The organism is Actinoplanes sp. NPDC026623 (assembly GCF_040638275.1).
Taxonomy (GTDB): Bacteria; Actinomycetota; Actinomycetes; order Mycobacteriales; family Micromonosporaceae; genus Actinoplanes.
In genome coordinates this window covers 1-20,435 of sequence record NZ_JBEZXZ010000158.1, presented here as the reverse complement: position 1 = coordinate 20,435, position 20,435 = coordinate 1, and the positions used below count along the sequence as shown (strand labels likewise).

At 73.1% G+C, this 20,435-nt stretch carries 17 protein-coding genes; 11 read left to right on the top strand and 6 right to left on the bottom strand.

Features of this window, described 5'->3' with window-relative positions; all coding sequences use genetic code 11:
• A partial coding sequence (locus AB0F10_RS33330) for a copper resistance protein CopC (protein WP_360634229.1) occupies positions 1 to 1,226 on the bottom strand: 1,226 nt, incomplete at its 3' end.
• A gap of 151 nt (positions 1,227 to 1,377) precedes the next feature.
• On the opposite strand from AB0F10_RS33330, the gene pgm reads away from it, so the two are divergent.
• Together pgm and AB0F10_RS33320 are read left to right on the top strand one after the other, a co-directional pair.
• The gene (gene pgm / locus AB0F10_RS33325) at positions 1,378 to 3,021 is read left to right on the top strand and encodes a phosphoglucomutase (alpha-D-glucose-1,6-bisphosphate-dependent) (RefSeq protein ID WP_360634226.1); all 1,644 of its coding nucleotides are present in this window, start codon (positions 1,378 to 1,380) and stop codon (positions 3,019 to 3,021) included.
• A 99-nt stretch (positions 3,022 to 3,120) separates the two neighbouring features.
• Positions 3,121 to 5,463, top strand: a complete 2,343-nt coding sequence (locus AB0F10_RS33320) for an EAL domain-containing protein (protein WP_360634223.1) — start codon at positions 3,121 to 3,123, stop codon at positions 5,461 to 5,463.
• Positions 5,464 to 5,501: 38 nt separating this feature from the next.
• On the opposite strand, the gene gndA is transcribed toward AB0F10_RS33320, so the two are convergent.
• Positions 5,502 to 6,932, bottom strand: a complete 1,431-nt coding sequence (gndA, locus tag AB0F10_RS33315) for an NADP-dependent phosphogluconate dehydrogenase (protein ID WP_360634220.1) — start codon at positions 6,930 to 6,932, stop codon at positions 5,502 to 5,504.
• Positions 6,933 to 7,128: 196 nt separating this feature from the next.
• On the opposite strand from gndA, the gene AB0F10_RS33310 reads away from it, so the two are divergent.
• Both AB0F10_RS33310 and AB0F10_RS33305 read left to right on the top strand, forming a co-directional pair.
• Complete coding sequence (locus AB0F10_RS33310; protein ID WP_360634217.1) at positions 7,129 to 7,443, top strand: type II toxin-antitoxin system PemK/MazF family toxin; 315 nt, start codon at positions 7,129 to 7,131, stop codon at positions 7,441 to 7,443.
• A gap of 222 nt (positions 7,444 to 7,665) precedes the next feature.
• Positions 7,666 to 9,117 (top strand): SpoIIE family protein phosphatase, encoded by a 1,452-nt coding sequence (locus AB0F10_RS33305; protein WP_360634214.1) that lies wholly within the window; start codon positions 7,666 to 7,668, stop codon positions 9,115 to 9,117.
• 4 nt (positions 9,118 to 9,121) lie between these two features.
• On the opposite strand, the gene AB0F10_RS33300 is transcribed toward AB0F10_RS33305, so the two are convergent.
• Both AB0F10_RS33300 and AB0F10_RS33295 read right to left on the bottom strand, forming a co-directional pair.
• Positions 9,122 to 9,886, bottom strand: a complete 765-nt coding sequence (locus AB0F10_RS33300; protein ID WP_360634211.1) for a DUF427 domain-containing protein — start codon at positions 9,884 to 9,886, stop codon at positions 9,122 to 9,124.
• 102 nt (positions 9,887 to 9,988) lie between these two features.
• On the bottom strand, positions 9,989 to 10,837 hold the full coding sequence (locus AB0F10_RS33295) for an alpha/beta hydrolase (protein ID WP_360634235.1): 849 nt from the start codon (positions 10,835 to 10,837) through the stop codon (positions 9,989 to 9,991).
• 174 nt (positions 10,838 to 11,011) lie between these two features.
• Between AB0F10_RS33295 and AB0F10_RS33290 the strand changes: the two genes are divergently transcribed.
• From AB0F10_RS33290 to AB0F10_RS33280, 3 genes are all read left to right on the top strand, one after another.
• Positions 11,012 to 12,394, top strand: coding sequence for a phthalyl amidase (locus AB0F10_RS33290; RefSeq protein WP_360634208.1), 1,383 nt, complete (start codon positions 11,012 to 11,014; stop codon positions 12,392 to 12,394).
• Positions 12,395 to 12,472: 78 nt separating this feature from the next.
• Positions 12,473 to 14,311: a hypothetical protein gene (locus tag AB0F10_RS33285; RefSeq protein WP_360634205.1), complete on the top strand. Its 1,839-nt coding sequence runs from the start codon at positions 12,473 to 12,475 to the stop codon at positions 14,309 to 14,311.
• A 15-nt stretch (positions 14,312 to 14,326) separates the two neighbouring features.
• Positions 14,327 to 14,728, top strand: a complete 402-nt coding sequence (locus AB0F10_RS33280; protein ID WP_360634202.1) for an NUDIX domain-containing protein — start codon at positions 14,327 to 14,329, stop codon at positions 14,726 to 14,728.
• A gap of 37 nt (positions 14,729 to 14,765) precedes the next feature.
• On the opposite strand, the gene AB0F10_RS33275 is transcribed toward AB0F10_RS33280, so the two are convergent.
• Positions 14,766 to 15,254 (bottom strand): hypothetical protein, encoded by a 489-nt coding sequence (locus AB0F10_RS33275; protein WP_360634199.1) that lies wholly within the window; start codon positions 15,252 to 15,254, stop codon positions 14,766 to 14,768.
• A gap of 273 nt (positions 15,255 to 15,527) precedes the next feature.
• On the opposite strand from AB0F10_RS33275, the gene AB0F10_RS33270 reads away from it, so the two are divergent.
• The 4 genes from AB0F10_RS33270 to AB0F10_RS33255 all read left to right on the top strand — a co-directional run bounded on the left by AB0F10_RS33270 (position 15,528) and on the right by AB0F10_RS33255 (position 19,433).
• The gene (locus AB0F10_RS33270) at positions 15,528 to 15,908 is read left to right on the top strand and encodes a VOC family protein (RefSeq protein ID WP_360634232.1); all 381 of its coding nucleotides are present in this window, start codon (positions 15,528 to 15,530) and stop codon (positions 15,906 to 15,908) included.
• Positions 15,909 to 15,964: 56 nt separating this feature from the next.
• On the top strand, positions 15,965 to 17,176 hold the full coding sequence (locus AB0F10_RS33265) for an MFS transporter (RefSeq protein ID WP_360634196.1): 1,212 nt from the start codon (positions 15,965 to 15,967) through the stop codon (positions 17,174 to 17,176).
• 151 nt (positions 17,177 to 17,327) lie between these two features.
• Positions 17,328 to 17,744: a hypothetical protein gene (locus AB0F10_RS33260; RefSeq protein ID WP_360634193.1), complete on the top strand. Its 417-nt coding sequence runs from the start codon at positions 17,328 to 17,330 to the stop codon at positions 17,742 to 17,744.
• Positions 17,745 to 17,846: 102 nt separating this feature from the next.
• Entirely contained in the window at positions 17,847 to 19,433 is a 1,587-nt protein-coding gene (locus AB0F10_RS33255) for a cellulase family glycosylhydrolase (protein WP_360634190.1), read from the top strand.
• A 31-nt stretch (positions 19,434 to 19,464) separates the two neighbouring features.
• Here AB0F10_RS33255 and AB0F10_RS33250 read toward each other — a convergent pair.
• The coding region (locus AB0F10_RS33250; protein WP_360634187.1) for a hypothetical protein at positions 19,465 to 20,435 on the bottom strand (971 nt) is incomplete at its 5' end.

Sequence of the window (20,435 nt, the reverse complement as noted above, 5' to 3'; positions counted from 1 at the left end):
CCCGCGCTCCGGCCGCGCCCCCCCTCGGTCGCGACGCCCGCGTGCCCGCCCGCGCGGCGGAGCCGGGCCGGCCCGGGGACGCCCGGCCGGGCGCGCCGCACCAGCCGCCGGGCGAACGCGGCCACCGTCAGCACCACGGCCAGGATCGCGATCTTGGCGAGCAGCAGGCGCCCGTAGGCCGTGCCCCGGAGCGCGCCGACGGAGCCGACCTGCACCACCGCCTGCACCGCGCCGGCGCCGACCAGCCACACCACGGCCAGCGCCGCCCAGCGCGACCAGACCGGCAGGATCACGCCGAGCACCCGCGGGTGGGCCCGGCGCAGCAGGAACACGCTCAGCGTGACCAGCCCGCCGAGCCAGGCCGCCATCGCGGCCAGGTGCACCACGCCCGCGGCGACGATCACGCCGGTCAGCGGCGCCTCGGCGGCGTGCCCGGTCAGCGGCCAGGTGACGAGCCCGGCCAGGCCCGCGCCGAGGACGGCGAGGCCGCGCCGGCGCCCGCCGGTGCCGCGCAGCACCGGCGGCAGCAGGGCCGCGACCGCGGCCAGCGCGGCCAGGCGGCCGAGCAGCGTGAGCCCGTACGGGCCGGTCAGCACGTCGGCGAGTTCGGTGCCGGAGACGTCCCAGAGCGGCGCGCCGCTGCTGTACGGGGCCTGGGTCCACAGGGCGCCGAGGGTCGCCGCCGCGGTGCCCGCCAGGCCGGCGCGGACCAGCAGGATCGGCCCACGCCGGGACACCCGCCGGGGCCAGAGCAGGGCGAGCAGCAGGGCCGGGCCGACGATCAGCGTCAGTCCGGCGTACCCGAGGAATTTGAAGGTGGGGACCGCGGCCGCGACCGAACCGTGCACCCGGTCCGGGTCGCTCTCCGGCGGTCGCGCCGAGGGCGCGCCGACCGAGAAGGTCAGCGCGCCGCCGACCGGGTGGCTGTCGGCCGAGACGATCCGGTAGCTGACCAGGTAGGTGCCCAGCGGCTGGTCCGCGCGGCGCAGCCGGATCCGCAGCGTGTGGCCGTTCGCGGTGACCTCGCCGGTGATCCGTTTGCCGTCCGGCGCCAGCACCTGGGTGCGGCCCGCGACCGGGGTGATGCCCTCGCTGAAGGTGACGGTCACCTCGTCCGGCGCGGTGGCGACGACGCTGCCGGGCTCGGGCGTGGCGGTCTGCATCGCCGCGTGCGCGGAGGCCGGACTCGCGGGAATGAGCAGCACGCCGAGACCGATCACGAACATGATCAGCACACGAACGATCCGCGGCCCCCCGGCCGCCGCAGCCCCTGTCACGGTCAGTAGTTCGGATTCCCGCCCGGAAAGGTTCAATGAGTGGCGGGTACCGCTCGGCGATACGATCCCGGGCAGGACCACGCCCTCAAGGAGGCCCTCGATGTCCGTGCATCCCCGCGCCGGCACCCCAGCAGATTCCCGCGACACCATCGACGTGCCGCGGGTGGTCCTGAGTTACTACACCGGGCACCCGGATCCCGCCGTCGCCGAGCAGAAGGTGGCGTTCGGCACCTCCGGGCACCGGGGCTCCAGCCTGCGCACCGCGTTCAACGAGGACCACATCCTCGCCACCAGCCAGGCGATCGTCGAGTACCGCCGGGAGCAGGGCACCGACGGGCCGCTGTTCCTCGGCCGCGACACCCACGCGCTGAGCGAGCCCGCGATGATCTCCGCGCTGGAGGTCTTCGCCGCCAACGACGTGACGGTGCTGATCGACAGCCGCGACGGATACACCCCGACGCCGGCGCTGTCGCACGCGATCCTCACCCACAACCGGGGCCGGACGACCGGGCTCGCGGACGGCGTCGTGGTCACCCCGTCGCACAACCCGCCGGACGACGGCGGCTTCAAGTACAACCCGCCGAACGGCGGCCCCGCCGACACCGACGCCACCAAGTGGATCCAGGACCGGGCCAACGTGCTGATCGCGGGCGGGCTCAAGGAGGTGCGCCGGGTGCCGGCCGCGCGGGCGATCGCCTCGTCGCGGGTCTCCGGCTACGACTTCCTCGACTCGTACGTCGGTGACCTGGGCTCGGCCATCGACATGCCGGCCATCCGCGACGCCGGGATCCGGATCGGCGCCGACCCCCTCGGCGGCGCCAGCGTCGCCTACTGGGGCGAGATCGGCTCCCGGTACGGCCTGGACCTGACCGTCGTCAACCCGGCCGTCGACCCGACCTTCGGCTTCATGACGCTGGACTGGGACGGCCGGATCCGGATGGACTGCTCGTCGCCGTACGCGATGGCGTCGCTGATCTCGCAGAAGGACCGCTTCCAGCTGGCAACGGGCAACGACGCCGACGCCGACCGGCACGGCATCGTCACCCCCGACGGCGGGCTGATGAACCCGAACCACTACCTGGCGGTGGCGATCTCCTACCTGTTCCAGGTCCGCACCGACTGGCCGTCGGCCGCGGCCATCGGCAAGACGCTGGTCTCGTCCTCGATGATCGACCGGGTCGCCGCCGACCTGGGCCGCACGCTCGACGAGGTGCCGGTGGGCTTCAAGTGGTTCGTGCCGGGCCTGCTCGACGGGTCGATCGGCTTCGGCGGCGAGGAGAGCGCCGGTGCGTCGTTCCTGCGTCACGACGGCAGCCCGTGGAGCACCGACAAGGACGGCATCCTGCTGGACCTGCTCGCCGCGGAGATCCTGGCCGCGACCGGGCGCACCCCGAGCGAGCACTACCGGGACCTGACGGCGAAGTTCGGCGACCCCGCGTACGCCCGCATCGACGCGCCGGCGACGCGCGAGGAGAAGGCGATCCTGGCCCGGCTCTCGCCGTCGCAGGTGACCGCGAAGGAGCTGGACGGCGAGGCGATCACCGCCGTGCTGACCAGCGCGCCGGGCAACGGCGCGCCGATCGGCGGCCTCAAGGTCACGACCGAGTCGGGCTGGTTCGCGGCCCGCCCGTCCGGCACGGAGGACGTCTACAAGATCTACGCGGAGTCGTTCAAGGGCACCGATCACCTGGCCCGGATCCAGGAGGAGGCCCGGGCGGTCGTCTCGGCCGCCCTCAAGGGCTGAGGTCCTCCCGCCCGGTTCTGGAACGCTCAGCTTCCCTTTCCTGTCGCCGACTGGTAATTCGCCAGACCAGCGACAGCACCGGGGGAGCCGAGCGCAGCGATGAGGGCAGCCGAACGACGGGTGGGTCGCAGGCGGGCGCCGCAGCGCGCCCGTTCCGGCCTGCTGTCCGTCGTGGTGACGTTGCTCTGCGTGGCCGGGGTGATCGGCTGGCTGGCGGTACGGGACGGCGGTTCCGTGATGCCCGGGTACGCCGCCGGGCCGGTGGCCATGCTGGCGGCGTTCCTCGCCTGCCGGCGGATCGGCTCGCTGATCGTCGTGCCGCGCCCGATCCGCGCCTTCTGGCGGCAGATGTCGCACTCGGCGCTCTGCATCGGCATCGGCGCCGTCGCGTCACTCGCCGTCGCCGGCAACGATCCCGGGCTGTCACCCTCCGTGGCCGTGCCGATCCTGCTCGGCGTCGTCATGTCGGCGCTGGCCTTCCTGCGGCTGCCGTTCGACCGGCGGTCCTGGGTGCGCCTGGCCCAGCTGCTCCTCGACGGCGCGACCGTCGCCGTGGCCGGCGGGCTGATCTACTGGTACATCGTTCTCGACCTCGCCGACCCGTCCATCTCCGCGACCACCCGCGGCGGCGCGCTGGTCGTCGGCGTCGGCTCGCTGATCTCCCTGATCTTCATCGGCCGGGTCGCGATGAGCCCGGCCAGCACCGTCGACTCGCTGTCGCTGCGGATCCTGGCCGTGCCGCCGCTCGTCGCGGTCGGCACCACCGTGCTGCTGATCGCCGGCGGCTACACCGGGCGGCTGGTCGTCTCGGTGCTCGGCGTGCCCCTGGTGGGCGCGGCGATGGCGCTGGCCGCGTACCGGCAGCAGGTCGTGCTGGCCCGGCCCGCGGCCGTGCGGGCCGCACCCGCGGCCCGCAGCGTCTACGACGCGCTGCCCCTGGTCGCGGTCGTCGCCACCGCGGCCATGGTGATCGCCGTCGCGGCCCGGCAGCTCGGCTCGCAGCAGCGGGTCGTCATCATCGGCGCCGTGCTGATCGCCGCGTTCGCGGCCACCCGCCAGCTGCTCGGGCTGCGCGACAACGACCGGCTGCTGGTCGGCATCCGCCGCCAGCAGGCCGAGCTGGAGCGCCTGGCGATGCACGACCCGCTCACCGGCCTGGCCAACCGGGCCCGCTTCGGCACCGTGCTGGCCGAGCGCCTCGACGCACACCGGCCCGCCGGCGTGCTGCTGATCGACATCGACGACTTCAAGACCGTCAACGACACGATGGGCCACGCCGTCGGCGACCAGTTGCTCTTCGAGGTCGCCCAGCGGCTGCGCAACCACGGCACCGTCAGCCACCTGCCGTCGCGGCTCGGCGGCGACGAGTTCGCCGTGCTGCTCGACGTGGACGACGCCGAGGGTGCCGAGGAGGCCGCCACCGGCATCCTGGCCGCGCTGGCCGTGCCGTTCCGGGTCGGCGAGCACCACCTGCTCGCGCACGCCAGCATGGGCGTCGCCCTCGCCGGCCCCGGCGACAGCGCGGACGAGGTGCTGCGCAACGCCGACATCGCCATGTACGCGGCCAAGGCCGCCGGCAAGGCGTGCTGGGCCCGCTTCGAGCCGCGGATGCGCCAGGAGGTCGTCAACCACGCCCGCCTCGGCAGCGAGCTGCACAACGCGATCATCCGGCACGAGCTCCACCTGCAGTACCAGCCGGTCTTCGACATCGTCACCGGCCGGATCGCCGGCGCGGAGGCGCTGGTCCGCTGGCGGCACCCGGCCCGCGGCAACGTGTCGCCCGTCGAGTTCATCCCGGTCGCCGAGCGCTCCGGCCTGATCGTGCCGCTGGGCTCCTGGGTGCTGCGCGAGGCCTGCGAGCAGCTCTCCCGATGGCAGTTCGAGTACGGCGCCGCCTCGATCCAGTCGATCAACGTGAACGTGTCGGCCCGCCAGCTTCGCGAGGCGGGCTTCGTGGACGAGGTCGCGGCGGTGCTCAGCGACGCGCGGCTGATGCCGGCGAACCTGGTCCTCGAGGTCACCGAGTCCTCGGTGCTCGACGGCAGGCAGGTCCGCGACACCCTGCAGGCCCTGCACGAGATGGGCGTACGCCTGGCGCTTGACGACTTCGGCACCGGACAGTCAAGCCTGAGCCTGCTGCGGGCGTTCCCGGTGGACGTGCTGAAGCTGGACAAGTCATTCGTGGACGGCATCTGCGACGGCGAGGACCGGGGCCGGCTGGCGGTGGCCGCGGCGGTCGCCCAGCTCGCCGAGTACCTGGACCTCTACGCCGTCGCCGAGGGCATCGAGTCGGCCGAGCAGATGGAGCGGCTGCGCACGATGGGCTACCGGCTGGGTCAGGGCTACCACATGGCCAAGCCGCTGCACCCGGACGAGATGGCCGCGATGATGGCCAAGGCCGCCCGAGTCGCCCAGGTCGCACAGGCGGTCACCGCCGCGTGACGGCCCGGCCCGCCTTGCGGCGGCCCGGGCCGGCGACACTACGCGGGTACCTCGTTGCGGTCGGCGCCCCACATGGTGTGGAAGGCGCCCTCCTTGTCGATCCGGTGGTACGTGTGCGCGCCGAAGAAGTCGCGCTGGCCCTGGATCAGGGCGGCCGGCAGGCGCGCGGCCCGCAGGCCGTCGTAGTACGCCAGCGCCGACGCGAAGCCCGGCGCCGGGATGCCCTGCTGCGCGGCCGTGGCCACGACCCTCCGCCAGGCCTCCTGCGCGCCGCCGACGGCGTCCAGGAAGTAGTCGTCGACCAGCAGCGTGGCCAGCGACGGGTTCTTGTCGTAGGCCTGCTTGATGAAGTCGAGGAACTTGGCCCGGATGATGCAGCCGTCCCGCCAGATCTTGGCCATCGCGCCCGGGTCGATGTCCCAGCCGTACTCCTTGCTGGCCGCCTGGATCTGCTGGAAGCCCTGCGCGTACGCGACGATCTTCGACGCGAACAGCGCCTGCTCGACCTCGGCGCGCAGCTCGTCGCCGCCGGCGCCGGCCGAGGCCTGCGGGCCCGGCAGCCCGGCCGCGGCGGCCCGGACCTCGGGGTCGCCGGAGAGCGCCCGGGCGAACACCGACTCGGCGATGCCGGAGACCGGCACGCCCAGGTCGAGGGCCGCCTGCACGGTCCAGCGCCCGGTGCCCTTCTGCTCGGCACGGTCGACCACGATGTCGACGAACGGCTTGCCCGTCTCGGCGTCGGTCTGCTTGAGCACCTCGGCGGTGATCTCGATCAGGTACGAGCCGAGCCGGCCGGAGTTCCAGCCCTCGAAGATCTCCGCGATTTCGGTCGGCGTGTGCCCGCCGACGGAGCGGAGCAGGTCGTACGCCTCCGCGATGAGCTGCATGTCGGCGTACTCGATGCCGTTGTGCACCATCTTGACGAAGTGGCCGGCGCCGTCGGGGCCGACGTGCACGCAGCACGGCTCGCCGTCGACCTTCGCCGAGATGTCCTCCAGCAGCGGGCCGAGCGACTCGTAGGACTCCTTGGAGCCGCCGGGCATGATGCTCGGGCCGTGCAGGGCGCCCTCCTCGCCACCGGACACGCCGGTGCCGACGAAGTGCAGCCCCTTGTCCCGCAGCGCCGCCTCACGCCGGCGGGTGTCGGCGAAGTGCGCGTTGCCGGCGTCGATGAGCATGTCGCCGGGCTCGAGCAGCGGCGCGAACTCGTCGATGACCGCGTCGGTGGCCTTGCCGGCCTTGACCATGATCACCACGCGCCGCGGGCGCTCCAGGCTCGCGACGAAGTCCTGTGCGCTCTCCGAGGGGATGAACGAGCCCTCGTGGCCGTACTCCTCGACCAGTTCCTTGGTACGCCCGTAGCTGCGGTTGTGCAGCGCGACCGTGTGGCCGTGGCGGGCGAAGTTGCGGGCCAGATTCCGGCCCATCACCGCCAGGCCGGTTACGCCGATTTGGGCCTTTTCCGTCATGAACGTCCTTCCTCCATGCGGGCGCCGCGATAGGACCCGCGGCGCCGCAAGCCGTCGCGCCCATTGTTACGTGTTCGGGGTGCCGAGGGTTCAGGGGTGCGCCGGACGTCTCGCTCCCTGGCGCGACTCCCGCGCGCCTGCGGCCCGGCGCCGACGCGCCGGTCGCCGAAGATCGGCCCGACGGTACGCTCGGCGCGTGAAACGCGGCGAGATCTGGACCATCGGCAGCCGCACCGACCTGCGTTACCGGGTCCTCGTGCTCTCCAGCGACAGCTACAACGAGCGCAGCAACCCGTCGCCGTTCTGCGCCCCGATCGTGCGGCAGCGCGGCGCGACGGAGCTGCCGCCGTACGCGGTCGCGCTCACCGAGCAGGATCCGATCACCGGCGTCGTGGTGGTGAACCGGATGCGCCGGCTGCCGGCCTCGATCGGCGCGGAGCGCATCGGCATGGTCACCGGCGCCAGCATGGCCCGCCTCGCCGACGCGATGCGCGAACTCTTCGAGCTCTGATCCGTCCGCCTTGCGGCCCGGTCGTACGTTCGGCGTGGCCGCCGGCCCGGGTGGCCGGGGGGCCGCCGCCGGACGGTCAGCGGGTCCGGTCGCCCGTCCGGGTGACCTGGCGGCGGTGCGCCGCAGGTGGGGCCCGGGGGGAGATGAACGGGGGATGACGCCGCGCGGCGTCCCGGCGTATGCAGGGATACGGATCGGCGGATTTCAGCAGGCGGGAGCGGCATGGGCGGCGGGCAGCAGGCATACCTCGAGGCGAGGCAGGGCGTGCGCACCGCCGCGCGCCGGTCCTCCGCCGAGGACGGCCGCGCCACCGTCGACCTGGCCGTCGGCTTGCTCGCCGGCCGGACCCGGTGCCGGCTCTCCCAGGCGCACCGGCACCTGCTGCGGATGGCCGCGGACCAGAAGCGCGACGTGCTCGACGTCGCCGCGGGCGTCGTCAGCATGCTGGACGTCGCGGACCCGGTCGAGGTGCGGAGCCCGGGCGGCGCCGCCGACAGCGACCGGATCGCCGTCACCGAGGAGCTGGGCAACCTCGGCTGGGCCGAGTGGGACCTGGTCAGCGGCGAGGTGCGCTGGTCGGCGCAGCTGTACCGGATCTACGAGCGTGACCCGGCGCTCGGCCCGCTGCCGCGGGAGGAGTCCGAGGCCCTCGAGGTCGCCGAGGACCTGCCGCTGCGGCTCGCGGCCATGGCGGCGTTCGCCCGCTCCGAGCGGGCCGACGTCACGTCCCGGATCAGGATCAACGGCCGGATCAAATACCTGCGCACGGTGGCCGACGCGGTCTGCGACGGCGCCGGCCGGCCGCTGCGGATCTTCGGCATCGTGCAGGACGTCACCGTCCGGGAGACGAGCGCGCGGCGGCTGGCCGACGTCGAGGAGCAGCTCGACGAGCAGCGGCGCAGCCTGCACGCCGAGCACGAGCTGGCGGCCCGGCTGCAGCAGATCATCCTGCCGATCCCGGAGTGCCCGATCGAGCTGCCCGGCGTCAAGGTCGCGGTCCGCTACCTGCCGGCCGGCCAGGAGTGCCTGGTCGGCGGCGACTGGTTCCACGCGGCCGCGCTGCGCGACGGCTCGGTGCTGCTGGCCGTCGGCGACGTGGCGGGGCACGGCACCAAGGCGGCGACGACGATGGCGCAGCTGCGCTATTCGCTGCGCGCGCTCGCCGTCACCACCACCGACCCGGCGCTCCTGCTCGGCCACCTCAACAGCCTCACCTGCGAGCTGGAGCGCGAGCGCCCGGAGACCGCCGCGACCGCGATCGTGGCCCGCTACGAGCCGGCCCACCGCCGGCTCACCTGGGCGCAGGCCGGGCATCCGCCGCCGCTGCTGAGCCGCGGCGGCCGCACCGCGCCGCTGGCCCGGCCCGCCGGCCCGATGCTGGGCGTGGTCGACGACGCGCGGTACGAGTGCGCGAGCCTGCGGATGGAGCTCGGCGACCTGCTGATGCTCTACACCGACGGGCTGGTCGAGCACCGCCGCCGCAGCCTCGACGACGGCCTGGCGGCGGTGATCCGCACCGTCGACGAGTCGGTCGCGGCGGCGCCGCGCCAGCCGCTGGGCGAGCTGCTGAGCCGGCTGCGGCAGGCCAACCCGGACGACGACACCTGCATCCTGGCGATGCGCCCGGCCAGCGGCGACACCCAGGACCTGCGCCGCTACCTGCGCCCGCGCTGAGCCCTCAGCCGAACGCCGTCGACGGGCGGTCCAGCAGCACGCCGTCGAGCCGGATGTCGACCTTCTCGTTGTAGAAGCTGATCAGCCCGGCGATCGGCTGCAGGGCGCTCAGCGGGAAGTCGTACGACCAGGCCAGGTCGGCGTGGGTGGTGCCGCCGGCCTCGACCGACCAGTACCCGGTGGTCCGGCCCTTGTACGGGCACGCGGTGACCGTGCTGCTGGGCCGCAGGTGCGTGAAGTCGACCTCGGTGCGGTTCAGGTAGTAGCGGGTCGGCAGCCCGGTCTCGAAGACCATCACCGGCGACGCCGACTCGGCCAGCACCAGGCCCTCCAGCTCGACGCGTACCCGCCGGGTGGAGCGCAGCGCGTCGGCCCGCGCGTACGGGTTGCGCGGATGCACGAAGATCTCCTCGTCCTCCTCGAACCAGGAGTCCAGGGCACCCCAGTCCAGCCGCGCGAGGCCGGCGAGGCCGGGCAGGCTGTCCTCGGTGTACACCCGTCCGGCGGCGGCCCGGCCGATGCCGGGCACCCGCAGCCCCACCCGGCGGGCGGTGCCGCGGCGCAGCTTCTCGACGTGGTCCTCGTCGACGAGGACCTCCGGATCGATGTCCCCCGCGGGGATGTAGAACTGCGGGTACGGCGGGAACTCCCACAGGTACACCGCGCGGGTGGTGTCCAGCACGACGCGGCCGCCGAGCGTGGCGCGGATCCGGCGCGGCACCGGCTCCATGTGGTCGACCGGCGTGATCAGTCCCGGGTAGTCCGGCATGGCGGCACCTTCCCCTCGGTGATGGTCCTCCCGAGGATTCTCACCCCATGCGCGGCGGGGCCGGCGGAATCTCTCCGCCGGCCCCCGTTCGTGCGTACGGGCTCAGGACAGCGGGCAGCTGCTGCGGTAGTCGGAGATGGCCGAGCCGCTCGGCCCCGGGCAGATGAACTGGTCGTAGCGGGTGTCGTCGTCGACGAAGCGCTTCAGCCAGGCCACCATCTGCCGCCCGGTCGGCGTGTTGGTGGTCTGCGGGAAGAAGTGGCTGGCGTTGTTGAGCTCCAGGTACGCCTTCTCCGCCGACGCCGGGATGCTGTTGTAGAACGGGATGGAGTGCGACGACACCGAGGCGACGGTGTCGCTCTCGCCACCGATGATCAGCGTCGGCACCCGCACGCTCGACCAGTTCTTGGTCGCGTTCCACGGGGCGAGGGGCACCGCCGCCTGCAGCGACGGCCGGTCCTTGGCGGCCTCCAGGGTGCCGCCGCCGCCCATCGAGTGCCCGGCGACCGCGAGCCGGGAGGCGTCGATCCGGGTACGGACCGAGCTGCTCCCGGTCAGGTAGTCCAGCGCCGCGAGCAACTGGTCGCCGCGGGAGGCGGGCTGGTCCAGCACCGAGTTCGTCTCGATGCCGATCACCACGAAGCCGTGCGAGGCGATCCGCGGGCCGAGCCAGCTGATGCTCGACCACGAGGCGGTGTAGCCGGGCGAGATCGCGACGGCGCCGAACGTGCCCTCGCTGGTGCTGGTCGGGTAGTAGATGACGCCGCCGCCGAAACCGGCGACGCTGGAGGAGACGGACTGCTGCGCGGTGGCGAACGGGCCGCGGCTCGCGTCCAGGGCGGCGGCGGTGGGCGCCGGCCCGCGCTCGTACGGATTGGCGGCCTGGGCGCTCGTCGCGCCGGCCAGGGAACCGGCGATCAGGGCGAGGGTGGTGGCCGCGGCGACGAACAACCGGCGGGTCCGGTGGCGCTCGGGGATGGACGGTGACTGCACGTCGGACTCTCCTCAGGTGGATGGAATCGACGCACGTCAGTCTTTGGCGGGCAGTGCCGGTACACATCGGCGAAACCACCGGCCTTGACAGGGGCCGCCCCGGGCCATTGAGTGTTACCGGGAGGTAATGCCGTGGACCTCAACCGGAAACATTTCAGCCTGGCGCTCGCGCCTATCCTGCTAATCGGCGTGCTGGCGGCCCCGGCACAGGCCGCGCCCGTCGCGTGCGCCGCGCCCGTCGCCAGCACGACCCAGCCCGGCTATCTCGTCGCCGATCCGGCCTGCGAGCTCGACGGCACCCCGTTCACCGGCACCGCGAGCTCCGATGTGTACACCGGGATCGCCGCCGGTGCGGCGTACCGGATCGAGGTGCCCCGGTCCTGGAACGGCCAGCTGGTCGTCTTCGCGCACGGCTACCGCGGCACCGGCAAGGTCGTCTACGTCGACAGCCCGGACCTGCGGACGCACTACATCGCCGAGGGCTTCGCGTGGGCCGCCTCCAGCTATCAGACCAACGGCTACGACGTGGGCCGGGGCGTGCGCGACTCGCACGCGCTGATCGACCTGTTCCGGCAGGTCACCTCGAAGCGCCCCCGCTCGGTGCTGATGACGGGCAAGTCGATGGGTGGGCACATCACCGCGGTCGCCATCGAGGAGTACCCGAAGGCCTTCTCCGCCGCGATGCCGTACTGCGGCGTGCTGGGCGACACCGAACTCTTCGACTACTTCCTCGACGCCGGAGTCACCGCGGCCGCGCTGTCCGGCGTGACGCCCACGTTCCCGGTCGAGCCGGGCCCGTGGCAGTCGCAGGTCGACCGGATGCTTCCCGCGCTGGGCCTCGGCGTCGGCGCCCCTCCCGCGCTCACCGAGGCCGGCCGCACCTGGTCGGCCGTCGTCGAGCGGCGCAGCGGCGGAGTGCGGCCGGGCTTCGCCGGCGCGTTCGCGTACTGGAACACCGCACCGGCCTCGGATCCCACGCTGAGGATGCCGTTCCTGTTCGGGCTCTACCCCGGCCTCAGCGGTGGCACGGCCGGCATCGCCGACGGCAACGTCACCGGCAACCGCCGGGAGTTCTACCGAAGCACCGACGGGTGGCCGACCGCCGCCGAGTGGCGGCTCAACGCTCAAGTGCTGCGGGTGACGCCGACCGACCGGGCGAGCCGGGGCCTCGACGGGATTCCGCGGGTGGACGGCCGCCCGCGCGTGCCGGTGCTGTCGCTGCACGACATCGGCGACCTGTTCGTTCCCTTCTCGATGGAGCAGATCTACGCGCGGCGGGCCGCGAGCCAGGGCCGGTCCCGGCTGTTCGTGTCGCGGGCGATCCGCGGGGTCGGGCACTGCGACTTCACCCAGCCCGAGCTGCGCCAGGCCTTCGACGACCTGGTCGGCTGGGTGCGCACCGGGCACCGGCCGGGCGGCGACGCGATCCTCGACCGGCGGGCCGTGGCCGCGCCGGACTTCGGCTGCCGTTACACGGTCGGCCGCCGGGCGGTGTTCGGAGGGGACTGCGGCTGATACATACCACGGCGGCCGGGCGGCGTTGGCTGTCGCCTGCGCCGCCGCGGCCGGTGATCGACCGCTCACAATGGACCCATGAGCCTGACGGAGCACGAGAACCGGATCCGCGAGGCGTTCGGGTCCGGCGAGCGCACGGCCTTCACGGCCGCGGAGCCCGTCCGTGCCTCGGTGCTGGCCGTCCTGCTGCTCGAGGCGGCCGGCGGCGGCCGGGGCCTGTGGATCTCCGGCGCCACGATCACCGGGACGCTGAACCTGGAGTTCGCCGAGGTCGTGCACGCGATCCGGCTCGAGGACTGCGACTTCGAACAGCCGCCGGAGCTGTCCTGGTCGAACCTGCGCTTCGTCAGCTTCACCGGGTCACGCCTGCCCGGGCTGCGCGCCTCCGCCGCGGTGGTCGGCGGCGACCTGTCGCTGCGCGGCTGCGCGGTCGACGGCGAGATCAAGCTGTACGGCGCGAAGATCGCGGGCAGCCTCCGGATGGCCGGGATCCGGGTGTGCAACGCCGCCGGGCCCGCCGTCATGGCCGACCACAGCATCGTCGGCGGTGACTTCTCGGGCAACGACGGCGAGTTCGACGGTCCCGTGCACCTCTACCACGCCCGCTGCGCGGGCGGCGTCGAGTTCGACGACGCCCGGATCACCGCGCCCGGCCGGATCGCGCTCGCCGCGGACAGCGTCCTGGTCGACAGCGCCTTCTTCGCCCGCCGCTGCCACGTCGAGGGCGAGGTCCGGCTGCGGCACGCCCGGATCAGCGACGCGCTGGTCCTGTCCGGCTCGACGCTGCGCAACCCCGGCGCGGTCGCCGTCCGGCTCGACCGGGCCACCATCGACGGCGGCCTGTTCCTGGGCCGCGGCCTCTCGGTGCACGGCGAGGTCCGTGCCGTGAGCGCCCGGATCGGCCGCACGCTCAGCCTGACCGACGCCGGGTTCGAGGCGCCCGGCGCCGTCGCGCTGCGCCTCGACGCGATGGTGGTCGACGGCCGGCTCGACGGGGGAGAGGGCCTGTGCGTGCGCGGCGAACTGCGGATGGAGGACGCCACCGTGCACGGCCCGATCCGGCTGGGCGGCGCCGACCTGCACAATCCGGACGGCGTCGCGCTCAACGCCGTCGGCGTGCGCGCCGACTCCACCTTCCACTGCTGCGACGGGTTCAACGCCAGCGGAACGGTCCGGTTCGACAACGCCGCCGTCGGCAGCAAGCTGTGCTTCGACGACGCCGCGATCAGCGCCGCCGGCGGGACCGCGCTGAGCTGCTGGCGGGCGCGGGCGGCCGAGCTGACGCTGCGCTGGGTGCTGACGCCCGACGGCCGGGTGGACCTGCGGCACGCCCGGGTCGGCGTGCTGCGCGACGACCCGGACACCTGGCCCGAGCGGATGGACCTGGACGGGCTCACCTACGAGATCCTCGAGCCGCGGGCCGGCGCCGCCCGACGCATCGGCTGGCTGGCCCGGGACCCGGACGCCCATCACCGCCAGCCGTACGAGCAACTGGCCGCGGTCCTGCGCGGGGAGGGCCGGGGCGACCAGGCGCGGCTGGTGCTGCTGGCCCGGCAGCGCCGCGACACCGCCCGCGCCTCCGGGTTCGCCAGGATCTGGGGACTGCTCCAGGACGCCACCGTCGGTTACGGCTACCGGCCGCAGCGCGCCGCCGCGCTCTTCGCCGCGCTGCTGATCGTCGGCGCGGTCGTCTTCGGGCTGCACCCGCCCGCCGCGGCCGATCCGCACGAGGCGCCGCCGTTCAACGCGCTGGTCTACGCGCTCGACCTGCTGCTGCCGTTCGTCGACTTCGGGCAGCAGGACGCGTTCGTGCCGCGGGGCGCGTACCAGTGGATCTCCTATGTCTTCATCGTCGCGGGGCTGGTCCTGGCCACCACGATCGCCGCGGGGCTGTCCCGCTCGCTGCGGCGCACGTGAGGCAGAATCCATCCGGTGACCTCTGAACCGCGTGTCTCCTGCGTCTTCATCTGCCACGACGGCCGCGGCAGGATCCTGCTGGCGCGGCGCTCCGCCGGCGCCCGGGACGAGCCCGGCGCCTGGGACACCGGCGCCGGGGCGCTGGAGTTCGGCGAGACCTTCGAGGCTGCCGTCGCGCGGGAGGTCGCCGAGGAGTATTCGGCCGCCCCGCTGGAGATCGCCCTGCTCGGCGTGCGCAACGTGGTCCGGGTCGAGCCGCTGTCCCACTGGGTCGCCGTCGTCTTCTCCGTGCTCGTCGACCCGGCCGCGGTCAAGATCGGTGAGCCGGAGAAGTTCGACGAGCTGGGCTGGTTCGACCGCTCGGCGCTGCCGTCGCCGCTGCACTCGCAGCTGGAGCCCACCCTGGCGATGCTCTAGCCACAGGGCGACGGTTGTCCGGCAGGGGCCGGGTGTGTCAGCGGGTGCCGGCGCGGCGATCTGCGTGCCGCAGCGCGCCGACACCGATCAGGACCGGACCGCCGATGAGGAAGAGCAGGGCGGCGACTCGCAGTTCGCCGACCCTGTCGGCGGGTGCGCCGGGCGTGTCGTGGTTCAGGCCGCCGCCCTCGATGTGGACGGGAACACCCTGGTAGATCGTGACCCGCACCGGCGCGCCCGCCGCGGTGCCGGGCAACGGCCCGTGAAAATTCATCTCGGCTGTCACGCGCCGGCCGTCGACGTCCACCACGATCTCTTTCCGCGTCACCGCGGTCACCGTCGCGTCGACGGCGATCCGGCAGTACGCCGAGGTGAACACCTGGCTCGGCGAACATGTGGGTGCGTGCCGAAACCGATCCAGGCCCACAGAGCCGAACAGCGAGCCCACCAGCAGCATGGCGCCGACCGTCAAGAAGCCGGCCAACGCCAGCATTGCCTTACGCCTCACAAAGCCTTCCCCGCTCACCGGCCCATGGTCCCTTCCCGGCACAACTGCCGATTCGCCAACATGGCCGGCGTGAAGCGTTCGTCCTGGTTCCGGCACGATGTGACCATGGTCGACACCGCCGCTCTGCTGGCCGCCTACGACGCGCAGATGCGCATGCCGACCGGCACCGTCCCCTCCGGCGTGACCTACGAGCGACGGGTCGACCGTGGCCCGCCGGGCGCGGATCGCGGCTGGTCCAGAAGGATGATCATGGCTGGCACCGAGGATCGGCAGGAACGGTACGGTCATCGGATGGCATCGCGCATCACCGAACTGGTCCTGGACGCACGTGAGCCGGAGCTTCTGGCGCGGTTCTGGTGCGAGGTACTGGGTTATGTCGTGCTGCAACGTGATGGCGAAGACATTGAGATCGGGCCGCCCGGCGTCGGTTTCGGCGGTCCACAGCCGACGATCGTCTTCAACCGCACTGATGAGCCCAAGGCCGGCAAGTTACGTCTGCACATCGATGTCAATGCCACCGATCGAGACCAGGCCGATGAGCTGGAGCGGTTACTCGCGGCCGGAGCGCGCCGAGCCGACATCGGGCAGGCCGGCACCGAGCCGTGGCACGTGCTCGCCGACCCCGAGGGTAACGAGTTCTGCCTGCTGAGACGAGGAGTACCACGGGTGTAGTCCGGTCGAGACTCGCGCATAGCGGCGGCACGCCCGGGTAGCACGGGAGCGTGCGGATGACTGTGGTGCGCTACCTGGTCGCGGCAACTCTGGCCCGAGGCGCGGACGCGGGCGCGGCGGTGGGTTTCGTCCTGCTCGCCTACTCGACCGCGCAGCTCGGCCGGCCGGCGTTGACGGGAAGTCTGCTGGTCGCCTGCCTGACCGCGCCGCACCTGCTCGGGCCGGTGCTGGCCCGGCGGCTGGACCGGGCCCGGGACGGCCGGCGGTTCATCGCCCTGGTGTGTGCGCTCTACGGTCTGCTGATATCGGCGGCGACGCTCGGCCTCGGCCGGCTCCCGCTCGCGCTGGTCGCCGTGCTGACCGCCTCGGCCGGGGCCTGCGGGCCGTTGCTGACCGGCGGTCTGAGCAGCCGCCTGGCCGCCCTGGTGGCACCGGGCGACAAGGCGCAGCGCCGGGCCCAGGGGATGGATTCGCTCAGTTACGGCATCGGCGGAACCGCCGGCCCGGCTGCCGTGGCGGCGCTGGTGTCCCTGGTCGGGGCCGAGACATCGATGCTGGTCCTGGCTGGGGCGGCGGCGGTCGCGGGCGCGATGGTCCGGACGCTTCCGGCCGGCGCCGAAGGCGTCCCGGCGGATCGGGTGCTGTCCGTGCGGCAGGCCTTGCGGGTCATCGCGACCGTCGGGCCACTGCGCCGCGTCATGTACGCCACGATGGTGGCCGCGGTCCCCGGCGGCGCGATCGCGGTGATCGCCGTGGCCCTCGGTCCGGGACTGCAGGTCGACGCCGGGGCGGCCGGGCTGCTGATCGCGGCGTTCGGCTTCGGGAACCTCGCCGGATCGCTCGCGGTGACCGCGCGACCGCTGCTCGGCGAGCCGGAACGGCTGGTCACCGTCACCGCTACGCTGGTCGGCCTCGCGTTCGGACTGTGCGCGCTGGTGCACACCTATGGGCTCGCCTTGGCCGCGTTCATGCTGGTGGGCGCCTTGAACGCGCCGTTCTTCACCGCGACTCTCGCGTCCCGGGCGCGGTACTCGCCGCCGGAGGCCCGCGCCCAGGTGTTCGTGTCGATGGCCGCGCTGAAGGTCGGCGCGGCCGCGGCGGGCACCGCTGTGGCGGGCGTCGCGCTCGGACTCGGGCCGCGGGTGTTGCTGCTGATCGGCGGCGCCATGATCATCCTCGTGGCCGCGGCCACCGTGCTCGATCGCCGGCACGAACGCCCCGCGGCATTGCTGCGGGACGTCGCGCCGAAGCTCGGGTCAACGCCGTGACACCGCTCCCGACGGCACCGCGCGGGCTGCCCGGGTGAACGTGGTGTCACCGCCCTCCGGCATCCCTTGTGAACCGGATGTGCCCCGCGCCACGCCGCACGGTTTATTGATCAAGTTCACGCTAACCTGAACGTCGATCTTGGGGAGGGTCATGAGCGTACGGGTACTGCCGCGCACCGCCGCCGGCTGGACGATCGCGGTGTTCGGTGCGATGGCCGCGCTGTTCGGCGTGGCCGGGCTGATCTGGCCCGACCTCGTGCTGGGCGGCCTCGGGTTCGAGACGGTCGCCGCGCAGGACCGGGCGTCCGGTGACTACACCCGGGTCTTCCTGGCGGCGTCCTCTATGGCCTCGCTCAACATGGGCGTCTACTACGTGGTCGCGGCGGCCACCGATTGGCGGCCGTTCATCCGGTTCACGGTGCCGTTCCGGCTGCTCACCCTGACCGTGTTCAGCACGCTCGTGGTGCTCGACGTGGCGCCGGCCCGGTTCCTTGGCGTGGCGCTGTGGGAGGGCCTGGGCGCGGTGGCCACCGGCCTGGCCCTGATCTACGACGCCCGGCGCAGGTAGCCGGTACGGCGGACCCGGCGGGGAGACATCGATGAGCATTGTGTATGGGAGCGCTCCCATGTAACGATGGCGGCATCCCCACCGCCCCGAAGGAGCTCCCTCGTGAAACGCCGTCAATGGCTCGCGGGCGCCACCGCCCTCGCAGCCGCAGCCGTCACCACGGCCATTGCCCTCGCCCAACCGGCGGCCGCCGCCACCGGCGGCACCGGAACCGGCTACCTGCACACCGCCGGAAACAAGATCGTCGACAGCACCGGTGCCACCGTCCGGCTGACCGGCATCAACTGGTTCGGCATGGAAACCGACAACAAGACCTTCCACGGCCTCTGGGCCAGCAACCCGTGGAAGAGCCAGGTCGACACGATGGCCTCGCTCGGCTACAACACGCTGCGGGTCCCGTTCTCCGACGACGCCCTGAAGGCGGGCGCGACCGCCACCGGAATCAACGACTTCACCAACCCGGACCTGGTCGGGCTCTCCCCGCTGCAGATCCTCGACAAGGTGATCGCCTACGCCGGCGGCAAGGGCATGCGCATCATCCTGGACCGGCACCGTCCCACCGCGGCGGGGCAGACTCCACTCTGGTACACCTCCGCCGTACCGGAGACCACCTGGATCGCCGACTGGAAGGCGCTCGCCCAGCGCTATGCGGGCAACACCACCGTGATCGGCGCCGACCTGCACAACGAGCCGCACGCCGAGGGCACCAACCCGGCCGCCACCGGCGCCTGCTGGGGTTGCGGCGACACCGCCCGCGACTGGCGGCTGGCCGCCGAGCGGGCCGGCAACGCGATCCTCGCCGTCCAGCCGAACTGGCTGATCTTCGTCGAGGGCGTCAGCTGCCCCAGCGGCGGGCTCTCCAACGTCTGGGACAACGACACCAGCAACGACGAGGACTGCGGCTGGTGGGGCGGCAACCTCTCCAAGGCCGGCCAATTCCCGGTACGCCTGAACGTGGCGAACCGCCTGGTCTACTCGCCACACGAATACGCCACGTCGGTGTATCACCAGGCGTGGTTCGACGACCCCACCTACCCGGCGAACATGCCGGCGATCTGGGACAAGTACTGGGGCTACCTCTACAAGCAGAACATCGCCCCGATCATGATGGGTGAGTTCGGCACCACCCTGCAGGCCGACGTCGACCGGATCTGGCTGCAGGAACTGCTCCGATACACGGGCACCGGCGTCAACGGCATGTCCTTCACCTACTGGTCGTGGAACCCGAACTCCGGCGACACCGGCGGCATCGCCAACGACGACTGGACCACGGTCAACCAGGCCAAACAGGCGATCATCCAGCCGTACCTGATCCCGCCTGTCGGCGGCGGCACCGGCCCGCAGCCGTCGTCGTCGTCCTCGACCCCGCCGGTCCCGGCCGGCGGCTGCACGGCCACCTACCGCCAGGACAACAGCTGGCAGGGCGGCTTCCAGGGCCAGATCACGGTCCGGAACGCCGGCAGCGGCGCGGTCAGCCCGTGGCAGGTGACCTGGACCTGGCCGTCCGGCGTCACCCTGGCCAGCGGCTGGAACGCGACCATCACCCAGAGCGGCACCACTGTCACCGCGGCCGCGCCTACCTATTCACCGTCGCTCGCGGCGGGTGGCTCCGTCACGGTCGGCTTCACCGCCAACGGTACGGCCAGCACCCCGGCCACCGTGAAACTCAACGGCGTGGCCTGCTCATAACCTGTGTCGGGTAGCCGCGAGCCCATCGCGGCTACCCGACGTGGCGCAGCGCGGTCAGGCCGTCGACCGGTGCCCGGCCGCGCGGCGCGCCCGTCGCGGCGTCCAGCCAGACGATCTCGCCGGCACCGCCCACATAGATCCGGGCGCCGTCGCCGCACACGGCCAGCCCGCGGACCGGCGCGGCGACCGGCCAGCGGGCGGCCACCGCGCCGGCGACGCGGTCGAACGCGGTCACCGCGGGGCCCGCGCCGATCAGCACGCGGTTGCCGTCCGGGGTGAACGCGAGGCTCGCCGCGTCGCCACCCGTCGCCGCGGTGACCACCCGCTCGATCTTCAGTGTCTCGGTGTCCGCGAACGCCAGCGAACCCGACGTCACGTCGGTCACGGCGAGCCGCCGCCCGTCCGCGCTCGCCGCGAGGGCGTGCCCGGCGGCCGGCCCCGCGCCGAACGGATGCGGCAGGTCCAGGCAGTAGGCCCAGCCCTGCGCCAGGTGCAGCACGTGCACGAACGCGTGCACGTTGCCCGGGCGCCCCGCGATCAGGTCGCGGGTGTGCCGGTGGCCGGGCTGGTGGGTGTAGAGCGTGTACAGCACCTGGCGGCTGGGGGAGAGCACCGCCTGGCGCCCCTCGCCGCGCATCTCCTCCTCGGCGCCGGCGGGCACCGGCACCTTGTCGCGGGTGTACAGCGGGTGCAGCGCGCCCGAGTCGAGGTCGAGCAGCCGCACCCGGTACTTCTCCGGCGCCTGCGGCGGGAGCCACTCCAGCACGAACAGGCCGGTGCCGTCCAGGTTGAACGCGTCGGGCTCGACCACGCCCTCGAGGTCGTACCGGCGCTGCCCGCCGCCGGCGGCGACCAGCAGGGGAGTCCGGTCCCGGGCGGCGGGCCGGGTGGTCGCGGGCGTGCGGGTCAGCGCGCACGACGCGCCGTCGGCGGAGATCACCCGCGGTATCCAGCCGGCTTCGATCGGCACCCGGGCGCCGGTCTCGCCCCGCGCCGGGTCGA